This is a genomic window from Bradyrhizobium guangxiense (assembly GCF_004114915.1).
GTDB lineage: Bacteria > Pseudomonadota > Alphaproteobacteria > Rhizobiales > Xanthobacteraceae > Bradyrhizobium > Bradyrhizobium guangxiense.
Genome location: NZ_CP022219.1, coordinates 828,507 through 846,872 on the forward strand (window position 1 = coordinate 828,507; position 18,366 = coordinate 846,872).

Below are 18,366 nucleotides of genomic sequence, written 5' to 3' on the forward strand. Positions count from 1 at the left end.
CATGGGCGGCCGGCGCATCCTCCTGATCAATCCGAACAGCAATGAGGCGACCACAGCCATGATGGTGGTGATTGCGAGGTCCGTTGCCGCCGATGGTTTCGACATTGTCGGGGCCACCGCGACGCGTGCGCCCGGGATGATCGTCTCGGCGGATGCGCTGGAAGCATCTGCGCCGGAGGTCGAGGAGATCGCGCGGGTCAACAGCTGTGAGTGCGACGGCATCATCGTATCGGCATTTGGCGATCCCGGTCTCGCCGGGATCAAGGCCGCGATGAAGCTGCCTGCCATCGGCATCGGCGAATCCGCGATGCTGGAAGCTGCCGAGGACGGTCGCCGGTTCGGCGTGGCGACTACGACGCCGCTGCTGAAAGCGAAGATCGATGCATTGCCTGATGCGCTGGGGTTGCGATCGCTCTACACCGGCACGCGCGTTGCCGGCGGAGATCCGCATGAGCTCATGCACGATCCCGCACGGCTGCGCGCCGCTCTTGCCGCCGCGGTCGAGACCTGCATTGCGCAGGACGAGGCGGAGGCGGTGATCATCGGCGGTGGGCCGCTAGGTGAAGCGGCACGCGAGCTTCAGCCGATGTTCACCGTGCCGGTCATCACGCCGATCCCGTCGGCCGTGCGGCGGATCATTCGCCTCGTTTCAGCATAACGTCTGATTTTTCCGCGTCGCGGCATCGACCGTGATGCGGAAAACTGTTTTCCTTGACATGAACTCTGCCGTGCTCGACGTGTAACGAGGTCGCGTGACGGCATGGGCGTGCCTCGCGCTAAGAAACGCAGCACGGGAAGGACGTCATGAACGCGGGCCTCGACGAGAAGGACTACCTCGCAACCTTGCGTGGCCTGTGGGACAGGGCCTGGCCGAAAGGCATGCCGCGGTCGCCGAACTATCTGCACGGCGAAGTTCCCTTGACGGAATATCTGCGCGCCTGGGCGAAACGCAGTCCCGAGCGTCCCGCGGTGATCTTTTACGGCCACGTCACGACCTATGCGGATCTCGACCGGCAGAGCGACCGCTTTGCGGCGCTGCTGGCGGCCAAGGGCGTAGGCAAGGGCGACCGCGTCGCGGTGTTCCTGCCGAACTGCCCGCAATTCCACGTCGTGTTCTTCGGCATCTTGAAGCTCGGCGCGATCCACGTCCCGGTCAGCCCGTTGTCGCGCGCGTTCGAGCTGTCTTACGAACTCAACGACACCCAGGCCGAGGTGATCGTCGCGCTCGACCAGCTCATGCCCGTCGTCGAGCAGGTCCGCGGCGAGGCGCGCCTGCGCGAGATCATCGTCACCAGCTTTGCCGACGTCGTTCCTGCTGCGCCGGCATTTCCCGCGCCGGACTCGATCCGCATGCCGCGCGTCGCAGTGCCGGACGCGACCGATCTGTTGCCCGCGCTCGCGGCAATGTCCGCACCTATGCCGCTGCCACCGCCCGGGCTCGATGACGTCGCCGCACTCAACTACACCGGCGGCACCACCGGCATGCCCAAGGGCTGCGTCCATACCCATCGCGACATGGTCTACACCGCTGCTGCCAATTACGGCATCTCGGTGCTGTCGGACGAGAGCAGCGTGTTCCTGTCGTTCTTTCCCGAGTTCTGGATCGCGGGCGAGAACTTTGGCCTGATCTTCCCGCTGTTCTCCGGCGCGACGCTGGTGCTGCTCGCGCGCTGGGATGCCGTCGGCGCGATGGCGGCGATCGACAAGTACAAGGTCACCATCACAGCGATGCCGGTCGACGGCGCAGTCGAGCTGATGGACCATCCGCGCTGGCGCGACTTCGATCTGTCGTCCCTGCAGCAGGTGCGTGTCGTCTCCTTCGTCAAGAAGCTCAACGCCGATTATCGCAAGCGCTGGAAGGATCTGACCGGCACGATCCTGATGGAGGCAGCGTGGGGCATGACCGAGACCCACACCTCCAACACGTTCACATCAGGCTTCCAGGACGACGATTTCGATCTCAACAATCAGCCGATCTTCGTCGGCCTGCCGGTGCCCGGCGCCGAGTTCAAGATCACCGATTTCGAGACCGGCGCGCTATTGCCGCTCGGCGCGGAAGGCGAGATCCGCGTGCGCACGCCCTCGCTGCTCAAGAGCTACTGGAACAAGCCGGAGGCGACCGCGGAGTCGCTGATCGACGGCTGGCTGCGCACCGGCGATATCGGCACCATCGACAAGGACGGCTTCCTGCACTTCCTCGGCCGCCGAAAGGAGATGCTGAAGGTCAAGGGCATGAGCGTGTTTCCGCCGGAGATCGAGGCGCTGCTCGGCCAGCACCCGAAGGTGCTGGGCTCCGGCGTGGTCGGGCGCGACGATCCGGACAAGGGCCAGGTGCCGGTGGCCTATATCCAGCTCAAGCCGGAGGCGGTCGGCACCATCTCCGCGGAGGATCTGCGCGCCTGGTGCGCCGAGCGCATGGCCATCTACAAGGTTCCGGACGTGCGCATTATCGAGGCCCTGCCGCTGACGGCGACGGGCAAGGTGAAGAAGCAGGACCTCGACCCAAATTGTCCTGCTGCTGTCTGAATGAGAGAGACGATGTCGTTCAAAAAGCTCCTGATCGCCAATCGCGGCGAGATCGCCATCCGTATCGCGCGCGCGGCGGCCGACGCCGGCATTGCGACCGTTGCGATCCATCCCGCCGACGATGCGCTGTCGCTGCACGTGCGTGTGGCCGACGAGGCGGTCGAAATCCCCGGTCGCGGCGCCCGGGCCTATCTCGATATCGATGCGGTGGTGAAGGCGGCGAACAGCGCGGGCTGTGATGCCGTGCATCCCGGCTACGGTTTCCTCAGCGAGAACGCGGCATTCGCCAAGGCCTGCGCCGATGCAGGCATTGCCTTCGTCGGGCCCAAACCGGCCGCGCTCGAATTGTTTGGCGACAAGGTCGCGGCGCGGCAATTGGCAAAACGCTGCGCCGTTCCGATCATCGCCGGCACCAGCGGGCCTTCCTCGCTGGAGGAGATTGCGGCGTTCTTCGCTTCGCTCGGCAGCAATGCGGCGATCGTGATCAAGGCGATTGCCGGCGGCGGCGGGCGCGGCATGCGCGTGGTGGAGAACGCGGGCGATCTTGCGGAGGCCTATGCGCGCTGCCAGTCCGAGGCCACGGCGGCCTTCGGCTTCGATGGCGTCTATGCCGAGCGGCTGATCCGGCAGGCGCGCCATATCGAGGTGCAGATCATCGGCGACAAGCATGGCGCGATCTCTCATCTCTGGGAACGCGAATGCACCATCCAGCGCCGGCATCAGAAGCTGGTCGAGGTCGCGCCGAGCCCGTCCCTGAGCGATCCCTTGCGCGGCCGCATCATCGATGCGGCAAAGCAGCTTGCGACGGCCGCCTCTTACGACAATCTCGGCACATTCGAGTTCCTGGTCGACGGCACCGCCGAGGACAGCTTCGCCTTCATCGAGGCCAACCCGCGGCTCCAGGTCGAGCACACCGTGACCGAAGAGGTGCTCGGTGTCGACCTCGTCCGCGCCCAGCTCGCGGTCGCCGCAGGCAGCACGCTGGCTTCGCTGGGTCTTGCGCAGGGCTCGATCCCGAAACCGCGCGGCCATGCCATGCAGCTTCGCGTCAACATGGAGACGCTGGACGAGACGGGCGCAACGCATCCGACCGGCGGCGTGCTCGCCGTGTTCGAGCCGCCGTCGGGCCCCGGCGTTCGGGTCGATAGTTTTGGCTATGCCGGCTACAAGACCAGCGCCGCCTTCGACTCGCTGCTGGCCAAGGTGATCGTGCATACGCCGGGCGAGGCCTGGCACGACGTCGTCGCCAAGGCCTCGCGCGCCTTGCGCGAATTCCGGATCGACGGCGTCGTCACCAACATCGCCTTCCTTCAGGCGGTGCTCGCGCATCCCGATTTCAGGACCAACCGCATCGCGACCGACTTCATCGACCGCAATATCGCAAAGCTCGTCGATGCCGCCGATGGCGCGGCAAAGCCGCTCTATTTTGCCGCGACGGAGCGGGGCAGCGCGCACGGCACGGAAGGGCATGTCGCACAGGTCGTGCCGGAAGGCACGGTAATGGTTGCGGCGCCCCTGCAGGGAACCATCGTCACCATCCAGGTGAAGGAAGGCGAGATCGTACGCCCGGGCCAGCAGCTTGCCGTGATCGAGTCCATGAAGATGGAGCATCTCGTGATGGCCGAGCAGGGCGGACGGGTGACAAAACTCGTCGCAGGCGACGGCGACACGCTGCTGCATGGCGAAGCGATCATGTATCTCGAACCGCTCGACGTTGCGGCCGATAGCGCGGCGCAGGAAGTGGATATCGATCTTGACCACATCCGCCCCGACCTCGCCGAGCTGATCGCACGCCAGGCCAACACGCTCGACGAAAACCGCCCGGCCTCGGTCGAGCGGCGCCGCAACACCAACCAGCGCACCGCGCGCGAGAACGTCGCCCAGCTCGTCGACGACGGCTCCTTCATGGAGTACGGCAGCCTTGCGATCGCGGCGCAGCGACGCCGGCGCAAGCTCGACGACCTCATCAAGAACACGCCGGCCGACGGCCTCGTCATGGGCGTCGCCACGGTGAACGCCGAGAAGTTCGGGCCCGAGGGCGCGCGCTGCATCGTCGTGGCCTATGACTACACCGTGCTCGCGGGCACGCAGGGCCACATGAATCACAAGAAGATCGACCGCATGCTGACGCTGGCGGAAGACTGGCGCGTGCCGCTGGTGTTCTATGCCGAAGGTGGCGGCGGCCGGCCTGGCGACACCGACCGGCTCGGCATGACCGGCCTCGACGGCCCGTCCTTCGTGCAGTTCGCAAGGCTCTCCGGCCTCGTGCCGGTGGTGGGCGTCGTCTCCGGCTATTGCTTTGCCGGCAACGCCGCGATGCTCGGCTGCTGCGATGTCATCATCGCGACCAAGAACGCTTCGATCGGCATGGGCGGTCCCGCCATGATCGAGGGCGGCGGCCTCGGGGTCTATCATCCGGCCGAGGTCGGCCCGGTTTCGTTCCAGTCGCCGAACGGCGTCATCGATATCCTGGTCGAGGATGAGGAGGAGGCGACGAGGGTTGCGCAGAAGTATCTGTCCTATTTCCAGGGCGCGGTGACGGATTGGGAGGCCGCCGACCAACGCCTGCTGCGCCGCGCCATCCCCGAGAACCGGTTGCGCGTCTACGACATCCGCAGCGTGATCGACCTCGTCGCCGACAAGGACAGCGCGCTGGAGCTGCGCCGCGACTACGGCGTTGGCATGATCACCGCGCTGATCCGCATCGAAGGCAAGCCGTTCGGCCTGATCGCCAACAATCCGCGCCATCTCGGCGGCGCCATCGATGCCGATGCCGGCGACAAGGCCGCGCGCTTCCTCCAGCTCTGCGACGCCTTCGATCTGCCGATCGTCTCGCTCTGCGACACGCCCGGCTTCATGGTCGGCCCGGAAGCCGAGAAGACCGCAATCGTGCGCCATGTCTCCCGCATGTTCGTGACCGGCGCCAGCCTCACCGTGCCGCTGTTCGGCATCGTGCTGCGCAAGGGCTATGGCCTCGGTGCGCAGTCGATGATCGGCGGCGGCTTTCACGCCTCGTTCTTCACCGCGGCCTGGCCGACCGGCGAGTTCGGCGGCATGGGGCTCGAAGGCTATGTCCGCCTTGGCTTCCGCAAGGAGATGGAGGCGATCGCCGACCCCGAGGAGCGCGAGACCTACTACCGCAACAAGGTCGCCGAGCTCTATGCCAACGGCAAGGCGGTCTCGATCGCCTCGGTGTTCGAGATCGACAACGTCATCGCCCCCGCCGAAACGCGGCGCTGGATCATGGCCGGGCTCCGTTCGGTGCCGAAGCCGCCGGCCAGAACCGGGAAGAAGCGGCCGTGCATCGACACGTGGTGAGCGCAGTGCAGCAATAGCAATGTGACGTCATTCCGGGGCGCGCGTAAGCGCGAACCCGGAATCCCGGGCTTCTCAGGTGCGCAATTGCGCACCATAGTTCGATGCTTCGCATCGCCCCGGAATGACGAGAAGAGGCAGCACACCGAGTCCCCGCTCCCTGTTCCCGATTGACATCCCCGCCTGTGGTGCCAGACTTTGCACAATAATACAGGGTGGAGACGTCCGCGATGGCCAGCCTTTCGGCCTCGAACCATGTCGCCCGTGTCTTGTCGGTCGCCAATCATGTGGCCGACGTGGATGCCTCTTCGCGAATTGCCAATTCCTGGCGGCGCTCCCTGATCAACCACAAGCTCGATCCCGCCCGCTGGGGACCGCCGCAGACGCTGACCGAAGCCGAAATCCGGCATGTCGCCGAGCCGATGGAGCAGTTGATCCGGCTTGCGACGCCGGAGCTCGAAAACCTGGCGCGGGTGCTGCGTGAGGCCGGCTATTGCGTCAATCTTGCTGACGCGAACGCAACCATGCTGTTCAGTCGACTGCCGGGGGAAGCCGACGCAAGGATGTTTCTGGACTGGAAGATCTACACCGGCTCGAACTTCGCCGAGACCTTCGAGGGCACCAACGGGCTCGGCACTGCGCTCGCCGAAGAGAAGCCGATCCTGGTGCATCGTGACGAGCATTTTCGCGCGCAATGGCACATGTTCTCCTGCGCCGTGGCGCCGCTGTTCGACCAGGCTGGACGTCTTGCAGGTGCGGTGAACATCACCTCCTGCCGCGAGGATCTGGAGCGTGCGGCGCACCAGCTTGCGCTCGCAGTGACGATGGAGGCGACGCGGCGGATGGAGGGCGCGATCTTCCGCGGCCATTTCCGCAACGCCTGGATCGCGACCGTGCCCGGCGACGGCGGCAGCGGCCTGATCGCCTATGACGACGACCGCCGCATCGTCGGCCCCTGCCGCTCTGCGCGTGCGCTGCTCGACCTCACCGATGGCCTGATCGCTTCTGGCATCGACCTGTCGCGCTACATCAGGTTCGATCATCACGCCGCGCGCGGTGCGGACGAGATGGTCGAGCTGCGGCGCGCCGACGGCAGTCCGCTGGGCCGCGGCCATGTTGCCCCGCCGATGCGTGCAAGGTCGCATGCGCCGCGCCGTGATGTACCCGTCGACCGTTTCGATGCGCTGCACCGGCTCGCCGGCCGCGATCCCGGGATGGTCAAAAGCGTGAAGCGGCTCCGGGCCGTTATCGATCGCGATCTGCCGGTGCTGCTGCAGGGCGAGACCGGCGTTGGCAAGGACGTGTTCGCGCGCGCCATTCATGCAGCGAGCAACCGGGCGCGCAGCAATTATGTCGCGCTGAACTGCGCGGCGATGCCCGAGAGCCTGATCGACGCCGAATTGTTCGGCTATGAGGCCGGCGCCTTCACCGGCGCGCGCCGCGACGGCTCGAAGGGCCTGATCGTGCAGGCCCATGGCGGCACGCTGTTCCTGGACGAGATCGGCGACATGCCGATCGCGCTGCAGACGCGCCTGTTGCGCGTTCTGGAAAACCGCGAGGTCTGGCCGCTCGGCGCGCTCAAGCCCGTGGCGGTCGACATCCGCCTGATCAGCGCCACCCACCGCGACCTCGGCCGCATGGCGGAGGAGGGCGCCTTCCGCGCCGATCTCTATTTCCGTCTGCGCGGCATTGCGGTGCGGCTGCCAGCCCTGCGCGAGCGGGCCGACCGCGACGATATCATCCGCCAGATCGCGCGCGAGGAAGCCCCGGGCTGCAGGCTTTCAGAGCAGGCCTGGTCGCTGTTGTCGGCCTATCCCTATCCCGGCAATATGCGCCAGCTTCGCCACGTGCTGCGGCTCGCCGGTTGCACCGCGGAGAACGGCGTCATCACGGATGCCGATCTCGACCTGCCGCCGTTCGGCGGGCGGACCGAGCCCGACCTCGAAGCAGCCGAGCGTGCCACGATCGTGGAGGCCCTGCGCAAGCATGGCGGCCGCGTCAACGAAGCCGCACGCGCGCTCAAGCTCAGCCGTGCGACGCTGTATCGCAAGATCAAGGCCATGAAGATCGAGACGGCGCAGTAGCATTCTCCGCGAGGCCGGAATCGTAGGGTGGGCAAAGGCGCACTTGCGCCGTGCCCACGTCATCTCACCAAATAGTCAGGACGTGGGCACGCTTCGCTTTGCTCACCCTACGATACTGCGTTCGCGGGGAGAACCCTTACGAAAAATCCGTCCAGCTCAGATGCCGGGCATCGAGGTCGCCAATCGTCATGTTCTCGCGGATCTCGCGCGGCGTGTGGAAATTGCTGCGCAAGTACACCAACGGCGTGGCGGCGGCGGAATGCGAGGCGCTGCGGACCTCGCCGACGAAGATTGAATGCGTCGTGGTCTCGAACTCCTGCGCGAGCACGCAATCGAATGCCGCGACCGCATCGGTCAGCACCGGGGCGCCCGTCGCCCCGCGCGTCCACTGGCCGAACGCAAAGCGGTCGTCGCCGTTGATACCCTTCTGGCCGCTGAAGGTGAGCGCGAGCAGCGCGTGATCCTCGTGCAGGAAGTTGATCGCAAACGCGCCTTCCTCGCGGATGCGCGCATGAGCGCTGGCGTTGCGGTTGACGCAGACGATGAGCGAGGGCGGCGAGTCCGACAGCGAGCAGGCCGAGGTCACCGTCAGCCCGGTGCGCTTGCCCTGCTCGGCCCCGACCGTCACCAGCGCCACGGCACCGGCGCATTGGCGCATCGCCTGCTTGAAATCCTTGGCGTCGACCGTCACGTCGATGTCTCCGAAATAGATGCGGGTGCGGAAAGTTTGCGCCGCACCCGCTGGCGGTCAAGCCGCCTTCTTCGCGGAGCCGAGATGCGCCAGGCGCGGCATCACCTCGTTCTTCAGCAGCGAGAGCGAATGGTGCCAGGCTTCCGCCTTGTGCTTGTAGTCGAAGCCGAACACCAGGAGCACGCCGAAGCCGCCGACCTCATCGTAGATCTTCTCGATCTTCTCGGCGACGGTTGCGGGCGAGCCGACGATCCAGTTCCGCTTGGCGCAATATTCGACCGTGACGTCGCTGTCGGGCACATCGGGCGCGTGCTTGAGATAATCCTTGAAGCCGAAATGGCCGAGCAGCGGCAGGAAGTACTCGCTCATCATCCGGCCCATCATGTCGCCGGTCGAGAGCCGCCACGCCTCCTCATCGGTGTCGGCGACGAACACCTCGCGCACGAGACGCCAGTCCTGCCGGTTCGGCTTGCGGCCGGTCTTGGCCGCCCCGACCTCGACGGAGTCCCAATGGCTCGAGACATAGGCCGGGTTGAGGTTGAGGCTCATCGGGATGAAGCCGCGCTCGCCCGCGAGCTTCAGCGTGTCCGAGTTCTTGGACAGACCAGCGACGCCGATCGGCGGATGCGGCGCCTGCAGCGGCTTGATGTGGGGCTTGAGGAAGTCGAACATCGTGTCCGGCTTGCTCACCGTCCAGAACTTGCCCTTGTGGGTGAAGGGCGCAGGCTCGGTCCACAGCTTCAGGATGATCTCCAGCGCTTCGCGCGTCATGTCGCGGTTCTGCCCGCTCATGCCGTCGACGTTGAACATCGCCCAGTCGCTCGGCAGGCCGCTCGCGGCGACGCCGAAATTGAGCCGGCCCTCGGAGAGATGGTCCAGCATCGCGACGCGGTTGGCGAGCTCGGCCGGGTGGTGATAGGGCAAGAGGAAGCCGCCCGGCCCGATGCGAAGCTTCTTGGTCTGCATCAACGCCTGCGCGATCAAGAGATCCGGCGTCGGATTGGGTTCCCAGGGCGCGGTATGGTGCTCGCCGACCCAGGCCTCCTGGTAGCCGAGCTCGTCGAGCCAGCGCATGACCTGCAGGTCCCAGTCGTTTCCTTCCTTCAGGCCGCACTCCGGCGGATGCGAAGGCATCGTGAAATAGCCAATCTCCATGGGTTTCCTCTCCACAATTGACGCGTCTTGTTGCGCGGTTCACGGATGTGAGTAGGGCTGCTTGAGCAAGCGCTGTGCCAGCGGTTCAGCAAGGGTGTGCCAGCGCGACGAAGGCTCAAATCGGAGAGAAAGGGCTGGTTTGCCCGCGCAATTGCCGGTATCTCGACCAAGATCCGAGAAGGGGTCGTCTCATTGTCGCGAGACGGCGTCTTGGCCGTGAGACGAGGATAGTTTCGCATGACCGAACCGGCTTATGTCGCGGTGGACTGGGGCACCAGCAGCTTTCGGCTCTGGCTGGTCGATCGGGCCGGTGCGGTGCTGGCCGAGCGCCGCAGCGGCGAAGGCATGCTCGCCGCCGCCAAGGCCGGCTTTCCCGCCGTGCTGCAAGCGCATCTTGCGGCGATCGAGGCGCCGGATCATCTCCCGGTTCTGGTCTGCGGCATGGCGGGCGCGAAGACCGGCTGGGTCGAGGCCGGCTATGTCGACACGCCTGCACAGCTGTCGGCGATCCTGAAACAGGCCGTGCGCGTCCCCGGCGAAGCGCGCGACATTCGCATCCTGCCGGGCATTGCGCAGCGCGATAAAAGCGCGCCGGACGTGATGCGCGGCGAGGAGACACAGCTGCTCGGCGCGCTCGGCCTCACTGCGGCGGGCGATGCGCTGGTCTGCATGCCCGGCACGCATTCGAAATGGGTGCGGGTGAAGGACGGCGTCGTGGAACGTTTCTCCACCTTCATGACCGGCGAGCTGTTCAGCGTGGTCTGCCGCGAGACCATCTTGTCGCTCGCGGTCGCGGGCGCCGATGAGGCCGAGGATGTCGCGAGCTTCAAGGTCGCGGTGAAAGCTGCCTTTGAAGCGCCGGCCTTCGCCGCCAATCTCCTGTTCACGGCACGCTCGCGTCAGCTGCTGTTCGGCGGCACGCCCGCCGCGGCGCGCGAGACGCTGTCGGGCACGTTGATCGGTGCCGAGCTGGCGGCGGGGCTTTCCGGCGCAGTGCCGAAAGAAGGTGTCACGCTGATTGCATCAGGCCGGCTTGCGACGCTGTACCGACTGGCCTTCGATGGCCTGTCGATCACCGTGCAGCCGGTCGATGCGGATGAAGCCGTTCGACGCGGCCTGTCGATGGCGGCTGCCGCGATCTGGACGAAATAGAAGGACTCTTGAGATGAGCACTCCCTTTCCGTCGATGCAGCGTCCGCTGGTCGCGATCCTGCGCGGCGTCAAGCCGGAGGAGACCGAGGCCATTGTCGGCGTGCTGATCGAAGCCGGCATGACCGCGATCGAGATTCCCTTGAACTCGCCCGATCCGTTCCGCTCCATTGCAACGGCCGTGAAGCTCGCGCCCGCTGGCGTGCTGATCGGCGCCGGCACGGTGCTGGCCGCTGCGGATGTCGATCGTCTCAGCGACGTCGGCGGCAGGCTCATGGTCTCTCCGAATGTCGACACCGAGGTGCTGGCGCGCGCGCATCAGCATGGCATGGTGACGTTGCCCGGCGTGTTCTCGCCGACCGAGGCGCTGCTGGCCGCGCGGTCGGGCGCATCGGGCCTGAAATTCTTTCCGGCAAGCGTGCTCGGTGTCTCCGGCATCGCCGCGATCCGCGCCGTGCTGCCGGCAGGCGCGATGATAGCCGCCGTCGGCGGCGTTTCCGACCAGAATTTTGCCGAATACATCAAGGGCGGGGTGATCGCGTTCGGGCTCGGCTCCAGCCTCTACAAGCCCGGAATGAGTGCGGCCGACGTGGCGGCGCGCGCGAAAGCGACAATCATGGCTTATGATCGGGCAATTGCGAAAGGCTGAACCGCTAATAAACTAGCCGTGATCCTGACATCGCTTATTGTGCCTCATATTGCCGCGATGCTGATGCCGATACATCGCGCAGTGTGACCGGGGCAGCAGGAGACCGACATGGCGATCAACAACGTGGCCGATCTGTTCGTGGCAACGCTCGAACAGGCCGGCGTCAAGCGCATTTACGGCATCGTCGGCGACAGCCTGAACGCCCTGACCGAGGCGCTGCGCCGCCGCGGCACGATCGAATGGGTCCATGTCCGCCACGAGGAGGTCGCAGCCTTTGCGGCGGCCGGCGAAGCCGAGATGACCGGGAACCTGGCGGTGTGCGCGGGCTCCTGCGGCCCCGGCAATCTGCATCTGATCAATGGCCTGTTCGACGCGCATCGCAGCCGCGTTCCCGTGCTGGCGATCGCGGCGCAGATCCCCTCGTCCGAAATCGGCGGCGGCTATTTTCAGGAGACGCATCCGCAGAACCTGTTCCGCGAATGCAGCCATTATTGCGAGCTGGTCGCCGATGAAAGCCAGCTTCCGTTCGTGCTGGAGAATGCGATCCGCGCGGCGGTGGGCCTGCGCGGTGTCGCCGTCGTCGCCATGCCCGGCGACATTGCCTTTCGCGCTGCGCCCAAGCGCGCGCTGACGACGTCGCGCGGGCTTGCGCTGTCTCCGCCGCAGGTGGTGCCGCAGGCGGACGAGCTGAAGGCGCTGGCCGATCTCCTCAACGGTGCCGAGCGCATCACCCTGTTCTGCGGCCGCGGCTGCGCCGGCGCGCATGCGCCCTTGATGCAGCTTGCCGAGACGCTGAAGAGCCCGATCGTGCACGCGCTCGGCGGCAAAGAGCATGTCGAATACGACAACCCCTACGACGTTGGCATGACCGGCTTCATCGGCTTCTCCTCAGGCTACGCGGCCATGCATGCCTGCGACGCGCTGGTGATGCTCGGCACCGATTTTCCTTACAAGCAGTTCTTCCCAACCGACGCGAAGGTCGCGCAGATCGACATCCGCCCCGAAAACCTCGGACGGCGGTGCAGGATCGATCTCGGCCTCGTCGGCGACGTCAAGCTCACCATCGAGGCGCTGCTGCCGCTGCTGAAATCGAAGACGCAGCGCAAGCATCTCGACGGCGCCGTCGCGCATTACAAGAAGGCGCGAGAGGGGCTGGACTCGCTTGCGAAGGGCACGCGGGGAAGAAAGCCGATCCATCCGCAATATCTCGCCAAGGTGATCAGCGACCATGCCTCCGCCGACGCGGTGTTCACCGCCGACGTCGGCACGCCCACGGTGTGGGCCGCGCGCTATCTCGACATGAACGGCCGCCGTCGCCTGATCGGCTCCTTCGTGCACGGCTCGATGGCGAACGCCATGCCGCAGGCGATCGGTGCGCAGGCTGCCCAGCCCGGCCGCCAGGTCATCTCGCTATCCGGCGACGGCGGCTTCACCATGCTGATGGGTGACCTGATCACGCTGACGCAAGAGAAGCTGCCGGTGAAGGTGGTCGTCTTCAATAACGGCGTGCTCGGCTTCGTCGCGCTGGAGATGAAGGCCGCGGGCTTCGTCGACACCAATGTCGACCTGGAGAACCCCGATTTTGCCGCGATGGCGCGCGCGATGGGCATCTTTGCCAGACGTGTCGAGGATCCCGGCGAGCTTCCCGGTGCGGTGAAGGAGATGCTCGCGCATGACGGGCCGGCGCTGCTCGACGTCGTCACCGCCAAGCAGGAGCTGTCGATGCCGCCGACCATCACCGCCGAGCAGGTCAAGGGCTTCAGCCTCTGGGTCTTGCGCGCAGTGATGAACGGCCGCGGCGACGAGGTGCTGGACCTCGCGAAGACGAACCTGCTGCCGCGGTGATATCAGCTGGGCGCGGCGGTCACCTCTCCCAAAGGGAGAGGTCGGATCGCATTGAAAATGCGATCCGGATGAGGGGTCAAGGTCTCGCCGGGTGCTGCGGCCCCTCATCCGGATTGCTGCGCAATCCGACCTGTCCCCGCGGGGGAGAGGTGAGAGCTTGCCAGTGCAGCACGCTGCCGATCAGCAGGGCCGGCACGAAGCCGAGCACGATCAAGAAGTGCGGCAACTCCTTCGGCGAGATGAAGGCGATGGCGATGTCCGAGATCAGCCAGAGCGCCGCGAACATCACCGCAAAGTCCGTTCGCGGGCAGCGGAGATAGTAGAACACGGCGGTGATGACGATCGCGGGCCCGATCGCGACGCCGATCATGATCGCGGTCAGCTCCTTCGGCGTCAACGCGTCGAGCATCATCGAGGCCAGCAGCCAGAGTGCGGCGAACATGGCGATGATGTCGAGCGGATGCCGAAATCCAATACCTCTCGCGGGGACGGGCTATCGTTGTGGCCGGAGCTGTGGCCGTCAAGTCAAAATGAGCTTATTCCTCGTCGCTTCCCGGCGCCGGGCGCAGCATGAAATGACCGAAGGCGGTGGCGATCGGCCTCGTAGCATCGTCCTGCCAGGCGCGCGCCTCGAATGCGACGATGCGCCGGCCCTGCTTCACGATCGAGACGTCGGCAAACGTGTCGAGCGCGCGGCCGGAACGCAAATAGTTGACGGTGAGGCCGATCGGCTTTGGCGGCGCGGCGATGCCGAGCTCGCGCGCCACCCCGACGATCGCCGTGGTCTCGAGGAAGGCTCCGGTCATGCCGCCATGGATCGCAGGCAGGATCGGGTTGCCGATGATCTTCGGCGAGAACGGCATCGTCAGCGTGCCGTCGTCGTTGACGCGGATGCCGAGCCAGCGCGCGAACGGGCTGCGGGCGAACGGCCCGTCCGGATCCTCCGGCGCCTCCAGCGTCGGGATGCCCAGCGCATCCATCCTGCGGTCGGCCAGCATGTTGGTGCGGTTGGCGCCGATCATGAAGCAGGCGGTCGCGGTTGCGACCGGATCGTCCTCGGACTCCTGATAGGCGGTGGAGCGCACGAAGGCGATCGAGCGCGTGGTGCGGTAGCAGACCGAATGCGCCTTGATGTCGAGGCCGGGCGTTGCCGGCTTCTGGTAGTCGATGCGCAGGTCGAGGGTCGCGATCGCGCGCGTGCCGTCGAGCGCAAGTTGCACCGCCATGCCGCAGCTCTCGTCCAGCATCGCGGTGACGACACCGCCATGCAGCACGCCGGTCTCGGTGTCGCCGACGAAGACGGGCCGGTAGGGTAGGCTCGACCAGGCCTCGGCGGGCGCGAAGCGATCGAGCTGGAGCCCGCTGATATGGCCGTAGTCGGAACGGCGTCCCTTGATCGCCTCGGCGAGTTCCTCGAAGGCAAGCGTGGTCGGTGTGGTACTCATGGCCAGGTTCTAGACCAGTGTCGGGCCTCGCGCAAAACCCCGAATGGGCCCCGGGGGCGGTTTGGCCTCGACAGGGCGCGCCGAAGCGCCGATGGTAGGCGCTTGTTCGTCGACGAACTGCAAGGAGCGCCCATGGCCGACCCCGAAACGCCCGCCACCAACCAGGGGCCTGTCATCATTTCGAGCTCCAGCTCGGAGCGTGCGCCGATCATCTATTTCGACGGCGCGTCCTGCTTCGGTCATCACAACGGCGCGATCCAGATCGAGCTTGCCGCGAACCTGTTGATGCCGGTCGGTGCCGCCGTCAGGGTTGACGTGGTCCAGACCGCGCACCTGCGTTGCAGCGTGGCCGCGGCGCTGGCGCTGCGTGAAGCCCTCGACAAGGCGCTGGCGATGTACCAGCAGGGCCAGAAGCAGCCGGTCGCCGAGGAGATCCCGGTCGTGAAGAACTGAGATCGCAATTGACAGCGATTTATCTTTGCGCCACCTTCCGTGCAGGTTGATACGACCTGCCGGTTGCACCCTCCGTGGAATGGTGAACGTATCGAGCCTTCATCGGCCTCCCCTTTGCCCGAGCGTCCGGGTCAGCAACGCAACCGCCTGATACATCTGGATCGCTCATGCAGAGGAAGAACCGATGCGCGATTTTCGCGATGCCAAGGCTATGGCGCAGACCCTGCGCGAATCCCTGATCACCAAGGCCGTCACCATCAGTCACAGCGAAAGCCTCGAACTGGTGTCGAGGATGCTGGGCGTTGCCGACTGGAATACATTGTCGGCAATGCTTCAGACCGGGCGTCGCGACACGCCGGTGCCGATCGCAAGGCTCAAAAGCTCGACCGCGGTCTATCCGGCGGTGCCGTTGCGCGATTTCGTACCGTTTCCAAACGCAAGCTTTCCGCTGTTCGTCGGGCGCGAGAATACGGTGCTGGCGCTCAACCATGCGTTCGAGGGCGCACGCCAGATGGTCTGCGCGATCCAGCGCGATGCGGCCGTCGATGAGCCGCAATTTGCCGACGTCCACGAGGTTGGTCTGCTCGCTCAATTGGTCGAGCTCGAACGGCTCTCCGACGGCTCGATCAGGGTCCTGACCCGCGGACTCCGCCGCGTCGGGCTTCGCAGCTTCGCGGCGACGAATGACGGTTACCGGTCCGAGGCTTTCGAACTGCCCGAGAGCCCGCCTGCGGAGGCGCCTGACCTGGTCCGCCGAACCATCCAGCGCTTCGAGGATTACGCGGCGGCCCACGGTCTGCTGATGCCGGACGTCTGGTCGTTCTTTGATCGGACGTCCGACATCGGACATATCGCCGATACGATAGCGACGCGGATGAAGCTCTCGGTCAAGGACAAGTACGAGTTGCTGGCCATCCTAGATCCCATGAAGCGGCTGGAGAAGATCGACGCGTTGCTTGACGCCTCGTCCCGCCCGTTCGCTCCGGCCTATGTCGCCACGCGCCGCCGGGCGCTTGATCTTGCCGACCGGCGCCGCCATCAGTTTGCGACGCTGGAGCACCTTCTGCTGGCGTTGACCGAAGACGGCGATGCCGCGCCTGTCCTGCAGGCCTGCAAGGCCGATCTCGGCACGCTCAGGCAGAGCCTGACCGACTATCTCGATAAGGAGCTCGCTCACATCGTGGTCGAGACCGGCACCGCAGTGCCGACCGCTGCATTCCAGCGCGTCGATCGTCGGGGCGCGCTGCTTGCCCAGGAGGTCGGCAATCCCGCGGTGACCGGCGCCAATGCACTCGTCGCTCTGTTTCCGGAGACACGAAGTCCCGCGGTGCGCTTCCTCGCCGAGCAGGACGTATCACGCTGGCGCGTGGACAAGGCCATCGCGAAAGCGAGTGCCAAGGACAAGGGCTAGAGCATGATCCGGAAAAGTGCGAAGCCGTTTTCCGGAAAGATCATGCGCAAACAACAACCTAAAGCGCGATGACGATTCATCTAAATCTCATCGCGCTTTAGAGCAGGACGCGGCGGCAGCTCACGCCTTGGTCACATGCACCTTCGCGGTCTTGCCGCCGTTCCACTTGCCGTCGAGCGCGCGCTCGATCTGGGCGGCGAGCTGCAGCAACAGGCCGTCATTGGCCTGCTTGGCGATGGCCTGGATGCCGAGCGGCAGGCCGTGGTCTTGCGCTGCCATCGGCATCGAGACCGCGGGCATGCCGCAGAGATTGGCGAGCGGCGTGAAGGCGAAGAAGCGCCAGAGATTCTCGAACCAGTCGCGCACGTCGGGATTGTCGGAGATGGTGAGATATTCCCTGGTGCCGACCTTCGGCGTCGGCAGTGCCGTGATCGGCGTCAGGATGACGTCCCACTGCTCGAAGAATGCACCGAAGCCGCGCGAGGTCGTGTTGAACACGCCCTGCATCTTCGCCCGCTCGGCGAAGCTGGTGTGGCGGCCGGCTTCCCAGATGCGGATGTTCATGGGCTCGATCAGGCCCTCCGGCGGCTTCTCCAGTCCGCGCGCGGCGAGCATGTTGGAGATCACCACCGCGAAATTCGAGATGTAGCAGGTGGTCTGCGCCTCGAATGCGGCGGGAAGGTCGATCTCCGGCAGCGCATAGTCGACGTGATGGCCGAGGCCTTCGAGCAAGCGTCCGGCCTTCTCCAGCTCGGCTGCGATCTCGGGCGCCGCGGTGTAGTTGCCCCAGGTGTGGGACAACGCGATGCGCAGCTTCGACGGATCCCGCTTGATCATCTCGGAATAGGGCTGCGCGGTGGTCCAGAACGGCATGAACTCGCCGGGCGCAGGCCCGCGCGCGTGATCGACGAAGGCGGCGGTGTCGCGCACGCTGCGCGACTGGCAGCCCTGAATCGAGACGAGACCGGTGAGGTCGGACATGTGGGGAGCGAGCGAGAACACGCCGCGCGAGACCTTCAGGCCGATATTGCCGTTGACGCCGGCGGGAATGCGGATCGAGCCGCCGCCGTCGGTCGCATGCGCGATCGGCACCACGCCGGCGGCAACCATCGCGGCGCTGCCCGCCGACGAGCCGCAGGTGGTGTAGTCGGTATTCCAGGGATTGCGCGTGACATAGACGGCGGGATTGTCGGCCGAAGAGCACACGCCGAACTCCGGTGTGGTGGTGCGTCCGATCAAATTGAGCCCCGCCTGCCGGAATTTGCCGGTGAGGAACGTATCGGCCGCGGCGCGATTGCCGCGCATCAGCAATGAGCCCATCTCCTGCAGCCGGCCCTTCATGGTCGGCCCGAGATCCTTCATCAGGAAAGGCAGGCCGGCAAAGGGACCTGCGAGATTGGCGCCGTCCTTGGCGGGATCGGCGATCACGTCCTCGAATAGCTCGACCACGCCCGACAGCGCCGGATTGACCTTGGCAACGCCCGCGGCAGCCTGGCGCGCCAGCTCCTTCGCCGTCAGCTCGCCCTTGCGGACACGCCCCGCCAGCGCGACGCCGTCGTGCTGCGCCCATTCATTCCAGCTCATCGGCAAGGTCATGAAATCAAAATCCCCTCAGATAGTGGCGCCACCTTTTTCGCAAGGGA

14 protein-coding genes are annotated in these 18,366 nt (G+C 65.8%); 9 read left to right on the plus strand and 5 right to left on the minus strand.

All coding sequences use genetic code 11. The annotated features are described in order from the left end of the window. The first annotated feature begins 1 nt into the window (after window position 1). The 4 genes from X268_RS04020 (at window position 2) to X268_RS04035 (ending at window position 7,925) form a co-directional block, all read left to right on the plus strand. Window positions 2-658: an aspartate/glutamate racemase family protein gene (locus tag X268_RS04020; protein ID WP_128923721.1), complete on the plus strand. Its 657-nt coding sequence runs from the start codon at window positions 2-4 to the stop codon at window positions 656-658. A gap of 146 nt (window positions 659-804) precedes the next feature. Then, complete coding sequence (locus X268_RS04025; RefSeq protein WP_128923722.1) at window positions 805-2,526, plus strand: AMP-binding protein; 1,722 nt, start codon at window positions 805-807, stop codon at window positions 2,524-2,526. A 12-nt stretch (window positions 2,527-2,538) separates the two neighbouring features. After that, on the plus strand, window positions 2,539-5,844 hold the full coding sequence (locus X268_RS04030; RefSeq protein WP_164937511.1) for an acetyl-CoA carboxylase family protein: 3,306 nt from the start codon (window positions 2,539-2,541) through the stop codon (window positions 5,842-5,844). A 227-nt stretch (window positions 5,845-6,071) separates the two neighbouring features. Further along, the gene (locus tag X268_RS04035) at window positions 6,072-7,925 is read left to right on the plus strand and encodes a sigma-54-dependent Fis family transcriptional regulator (protein ID WP_164937512.1); all 1,854 of its coding nucleotides are present in this window, start codon (window positions 6,072-6,074) and stop codon (window positions 7,923-7,925) included. Window positions 7,926-8,061: 136 nt separating this feature from the next. Here the strand turns inward: X268_RS04035 and X268_RS04040 are convergent, their stop codons facing one another. Beyond that, window positions 8,062-8,616 (minus strand): flavin reductase family protein, encoded by a 555-nt coding sequence (locus tag X268_RS04040; RefSeq protein WP_128923725.1) that lies wholly within the window; start codon window positions 8,614-8,616, stop codon window positions 8,062-8,064. Between the two features lie 57 nt (window positions 8,617-8,673). Continuing rightward, a complete protein-coding gene (locus tag X268_RS04045) occupies window positions 8,674-9,771 on the minus strand; it encodes an LLM class flavin-dependent oxidoreductase (protein WP_128923726.1) in 1,098 nt (365 codons plus the stop codon). Window positions 9,772-10,008: 237 nt separating this feature from the next. Here X268_RS04045 and X268_RS04050 point away from each other — a divergent pair, with 237 nt between their 5' ends. From X268_RS04050 to poxB, 3 genes are all read left to right on the plus strand, one after another. Further along, window positions 10,009-10,923 (plus strand): 2-dehydro-3-deoxygalactonokinase, encoded by a 915-nt coding sequence (locus tag X268_RS04050; protein WP_128923727.1) that lies wholly within the window; start codon window positions 10,009-10,011, stop codon window positions 10,921-10,923. 13 nt (window positions 10,924-10,936) lie between these two features. Next, on the plus strand, window positions 10,937-11,569 hold the full coding sequence (locus tag X268_RS04055; protein ID WP_128923728.1) for a 2-dehydro-3-deoxy-6-phosphogalactonate aldolase: 633 nt from the start codon (window positions 10,937-10,939) through the stop codon (window positions 11,567-11,569). Between the two features lie 108 nt (window positions 11,570-11,677). Beyond that, complete coding sequence (gene poxB / locus X268_RS04060; RefSeq protein WP_128923729.1) at window positions 11,678-13,414, plus strand: ubiquinone-dependent pyruvate dehydrogenase; 1,737 nt, start codon at window positions 11,678-11,680, stop codon at window positions 13,412-13,414. Between the two features lie 76 nt (window positions 13,415-13,490). Here poxB and X268_RS04065 read toward each other — a convergent pair whose 3' ends face one another. After that, the gene (locus X268_RS04065) at window positions 13,491-13,856 is read right to left on the minus strand and encodes a hypothetical protein (RefSeq protein ID WP_245477771.1); all 366 of its coding nucleotides are present in this window, start codon (window positions 13,854-13,856) and stop codon (window positions 13,491-13,493) included. 94 nt (window positions 13,857-13,950) lie between these two features. Next, on the minus strand, window positions 13,951-14,859 hold the full coding sequence (locus X268_RS04070; protein ID WP_164937513.1) for a PaaI family thioesterase: 909 nt from the start codon (window positions 14,857-14,859) through the stop codon (window positions 13,951-13,953). Window positions 14,860-14,991: 132 nt separating this feature from the next. Between X268_RS04070 and X268_RS04075 the strand changes: the two genes are divergently transcribed. Then, window positions 14,992-15,312 (plus strand): hypothetical protein, encoded by a 321-nt coding sequence (locus tag X268_RS04075; protein WP_128923731.1) that lies wholly within the window; start codon window positions 14,992-14,994, stop codon window positions 15,310-15,312. A gap of 184 nt (window positions 15,313-15,496) precedes the next feature. After that, window positions 15,497-16,723: an LON peptidase substrate-binding domain-containing protein gene (locus X268_RS04080; RefSeq protein ID WP_128923732.1), complete on the plus strand. Its 1,227-nt coding sequence runs from the start codon at window positions 15,497-15,499 to the stop codon at window positions 16,721-16,723. Window positions 16,724-16,843: 120 nt separating this feature from the next. Here the strand turns inward: X268_RS04080 and X268_RS04085 are convergent, their stop codons facing one another. Then, window positions 16,844-18,319 carry an amidase gene (locus X268_RS04085; protein WP_164937514.1) on the minus strand — a complete coding sequence of 492 codons (1,476 nt, stop codon included), beginning with the start codon at window positions 18,317-18,319 and terminating at the stop codon, window positions 16,844-16,846. Between the last annotated feature and the right edge of the window lie 47 nt (window positions 18,320-18,366).

Bases quoted from the DNA above. Each gene is read 5' to 3' on its own strand.
- X268_RS04035 (WP_164937512.1), top strand. From the start codon at position 6,072: ATGGCCAGCCTTTCGGCCTCGAACCATGTCGCCCGTGTCTTGTCGGTC.
- X268_RS04075 (WP_128923731.1), top strand. From the start codon at position 14,992: ATGGCCGACCCCGAAACGCCCGCCACCAACCAGGGGCCTGTCATCATT.
- poxB (WP_128923729.1), top strand. From the start codon at position 11,678: ATGGCGATCAACAACGTGGCCGATCTGTTCGTGGCAACGCTCGAACAG.
- X268_RS04055 (WP_128923728.1), top strand. From the start codon at position 10,937: ATGAGCACTCCCTTTCCGTCGATGCAGCGTCCGCTGGTCGCGATCCTG.
- X268_RS04050 (WP_128923727.1), top strand. From the start codon at position 10,009: ATGACCGAACCGGCTTATGTCGCGGTGGACTGGGGCACCAGCAGCTTT.
- X268_RS04020 (WP_128923721.1), top strand. From the start codon at position 2: ATGGGCGGCCGGCGCATCCTCCTGATCAATCCGAACAGCAATGAGGCG.
- X268_RS04080 (WP_128923732.1), top strand. From the start codon at position 15,497: ATGCGCGATTTTCGCGATGCCAAGGCTATGGCGCAGACCCTGCGCGAA.
- X268_RS04030 (WP_164937511.1), top strand. From the start codon at position 2,539: ATGTCGTTCAAAAAGCTCCTGATCGCCAATCGCGGCGAGATCGCCATC.
- X268_RS04065 (WP_245477771.1), bottom strand. From the start codon at position 13,856: ATGTTCGCCGCACTCTGGCTGCTGGCCTCGATGATGCTCGACGCGTTG.
- X268_RS04085 (WP_164937514.1), bottom strand. From the start codon at position 18,319: ATGACCTTGCCGATGAGCTGGAATGAATGGGCGCAGCACGACGGCGTC.
- X268_RS04045 (WP_128923726.1), bottom strand. From the start codon at position 9,771: ATGGAGATTGGCTATTTCACGATGCCTTCGCATCCGCCGGAGTGCGGC.
- X268_RS04025 (WP_128923722.1), top strand. From the start codon at position 805: ATGAACGCGGGCCTCGACGAGAAGGACTACCTCGCAACCTTGCGTGGC.
- X268_RS04070 (WP_164937513.1), bottom strand. From the start codon at position 14,859: ATGAGTACCACACCGACCACGCTTGCCTTCGAGGAACTCGCCGAGGCG.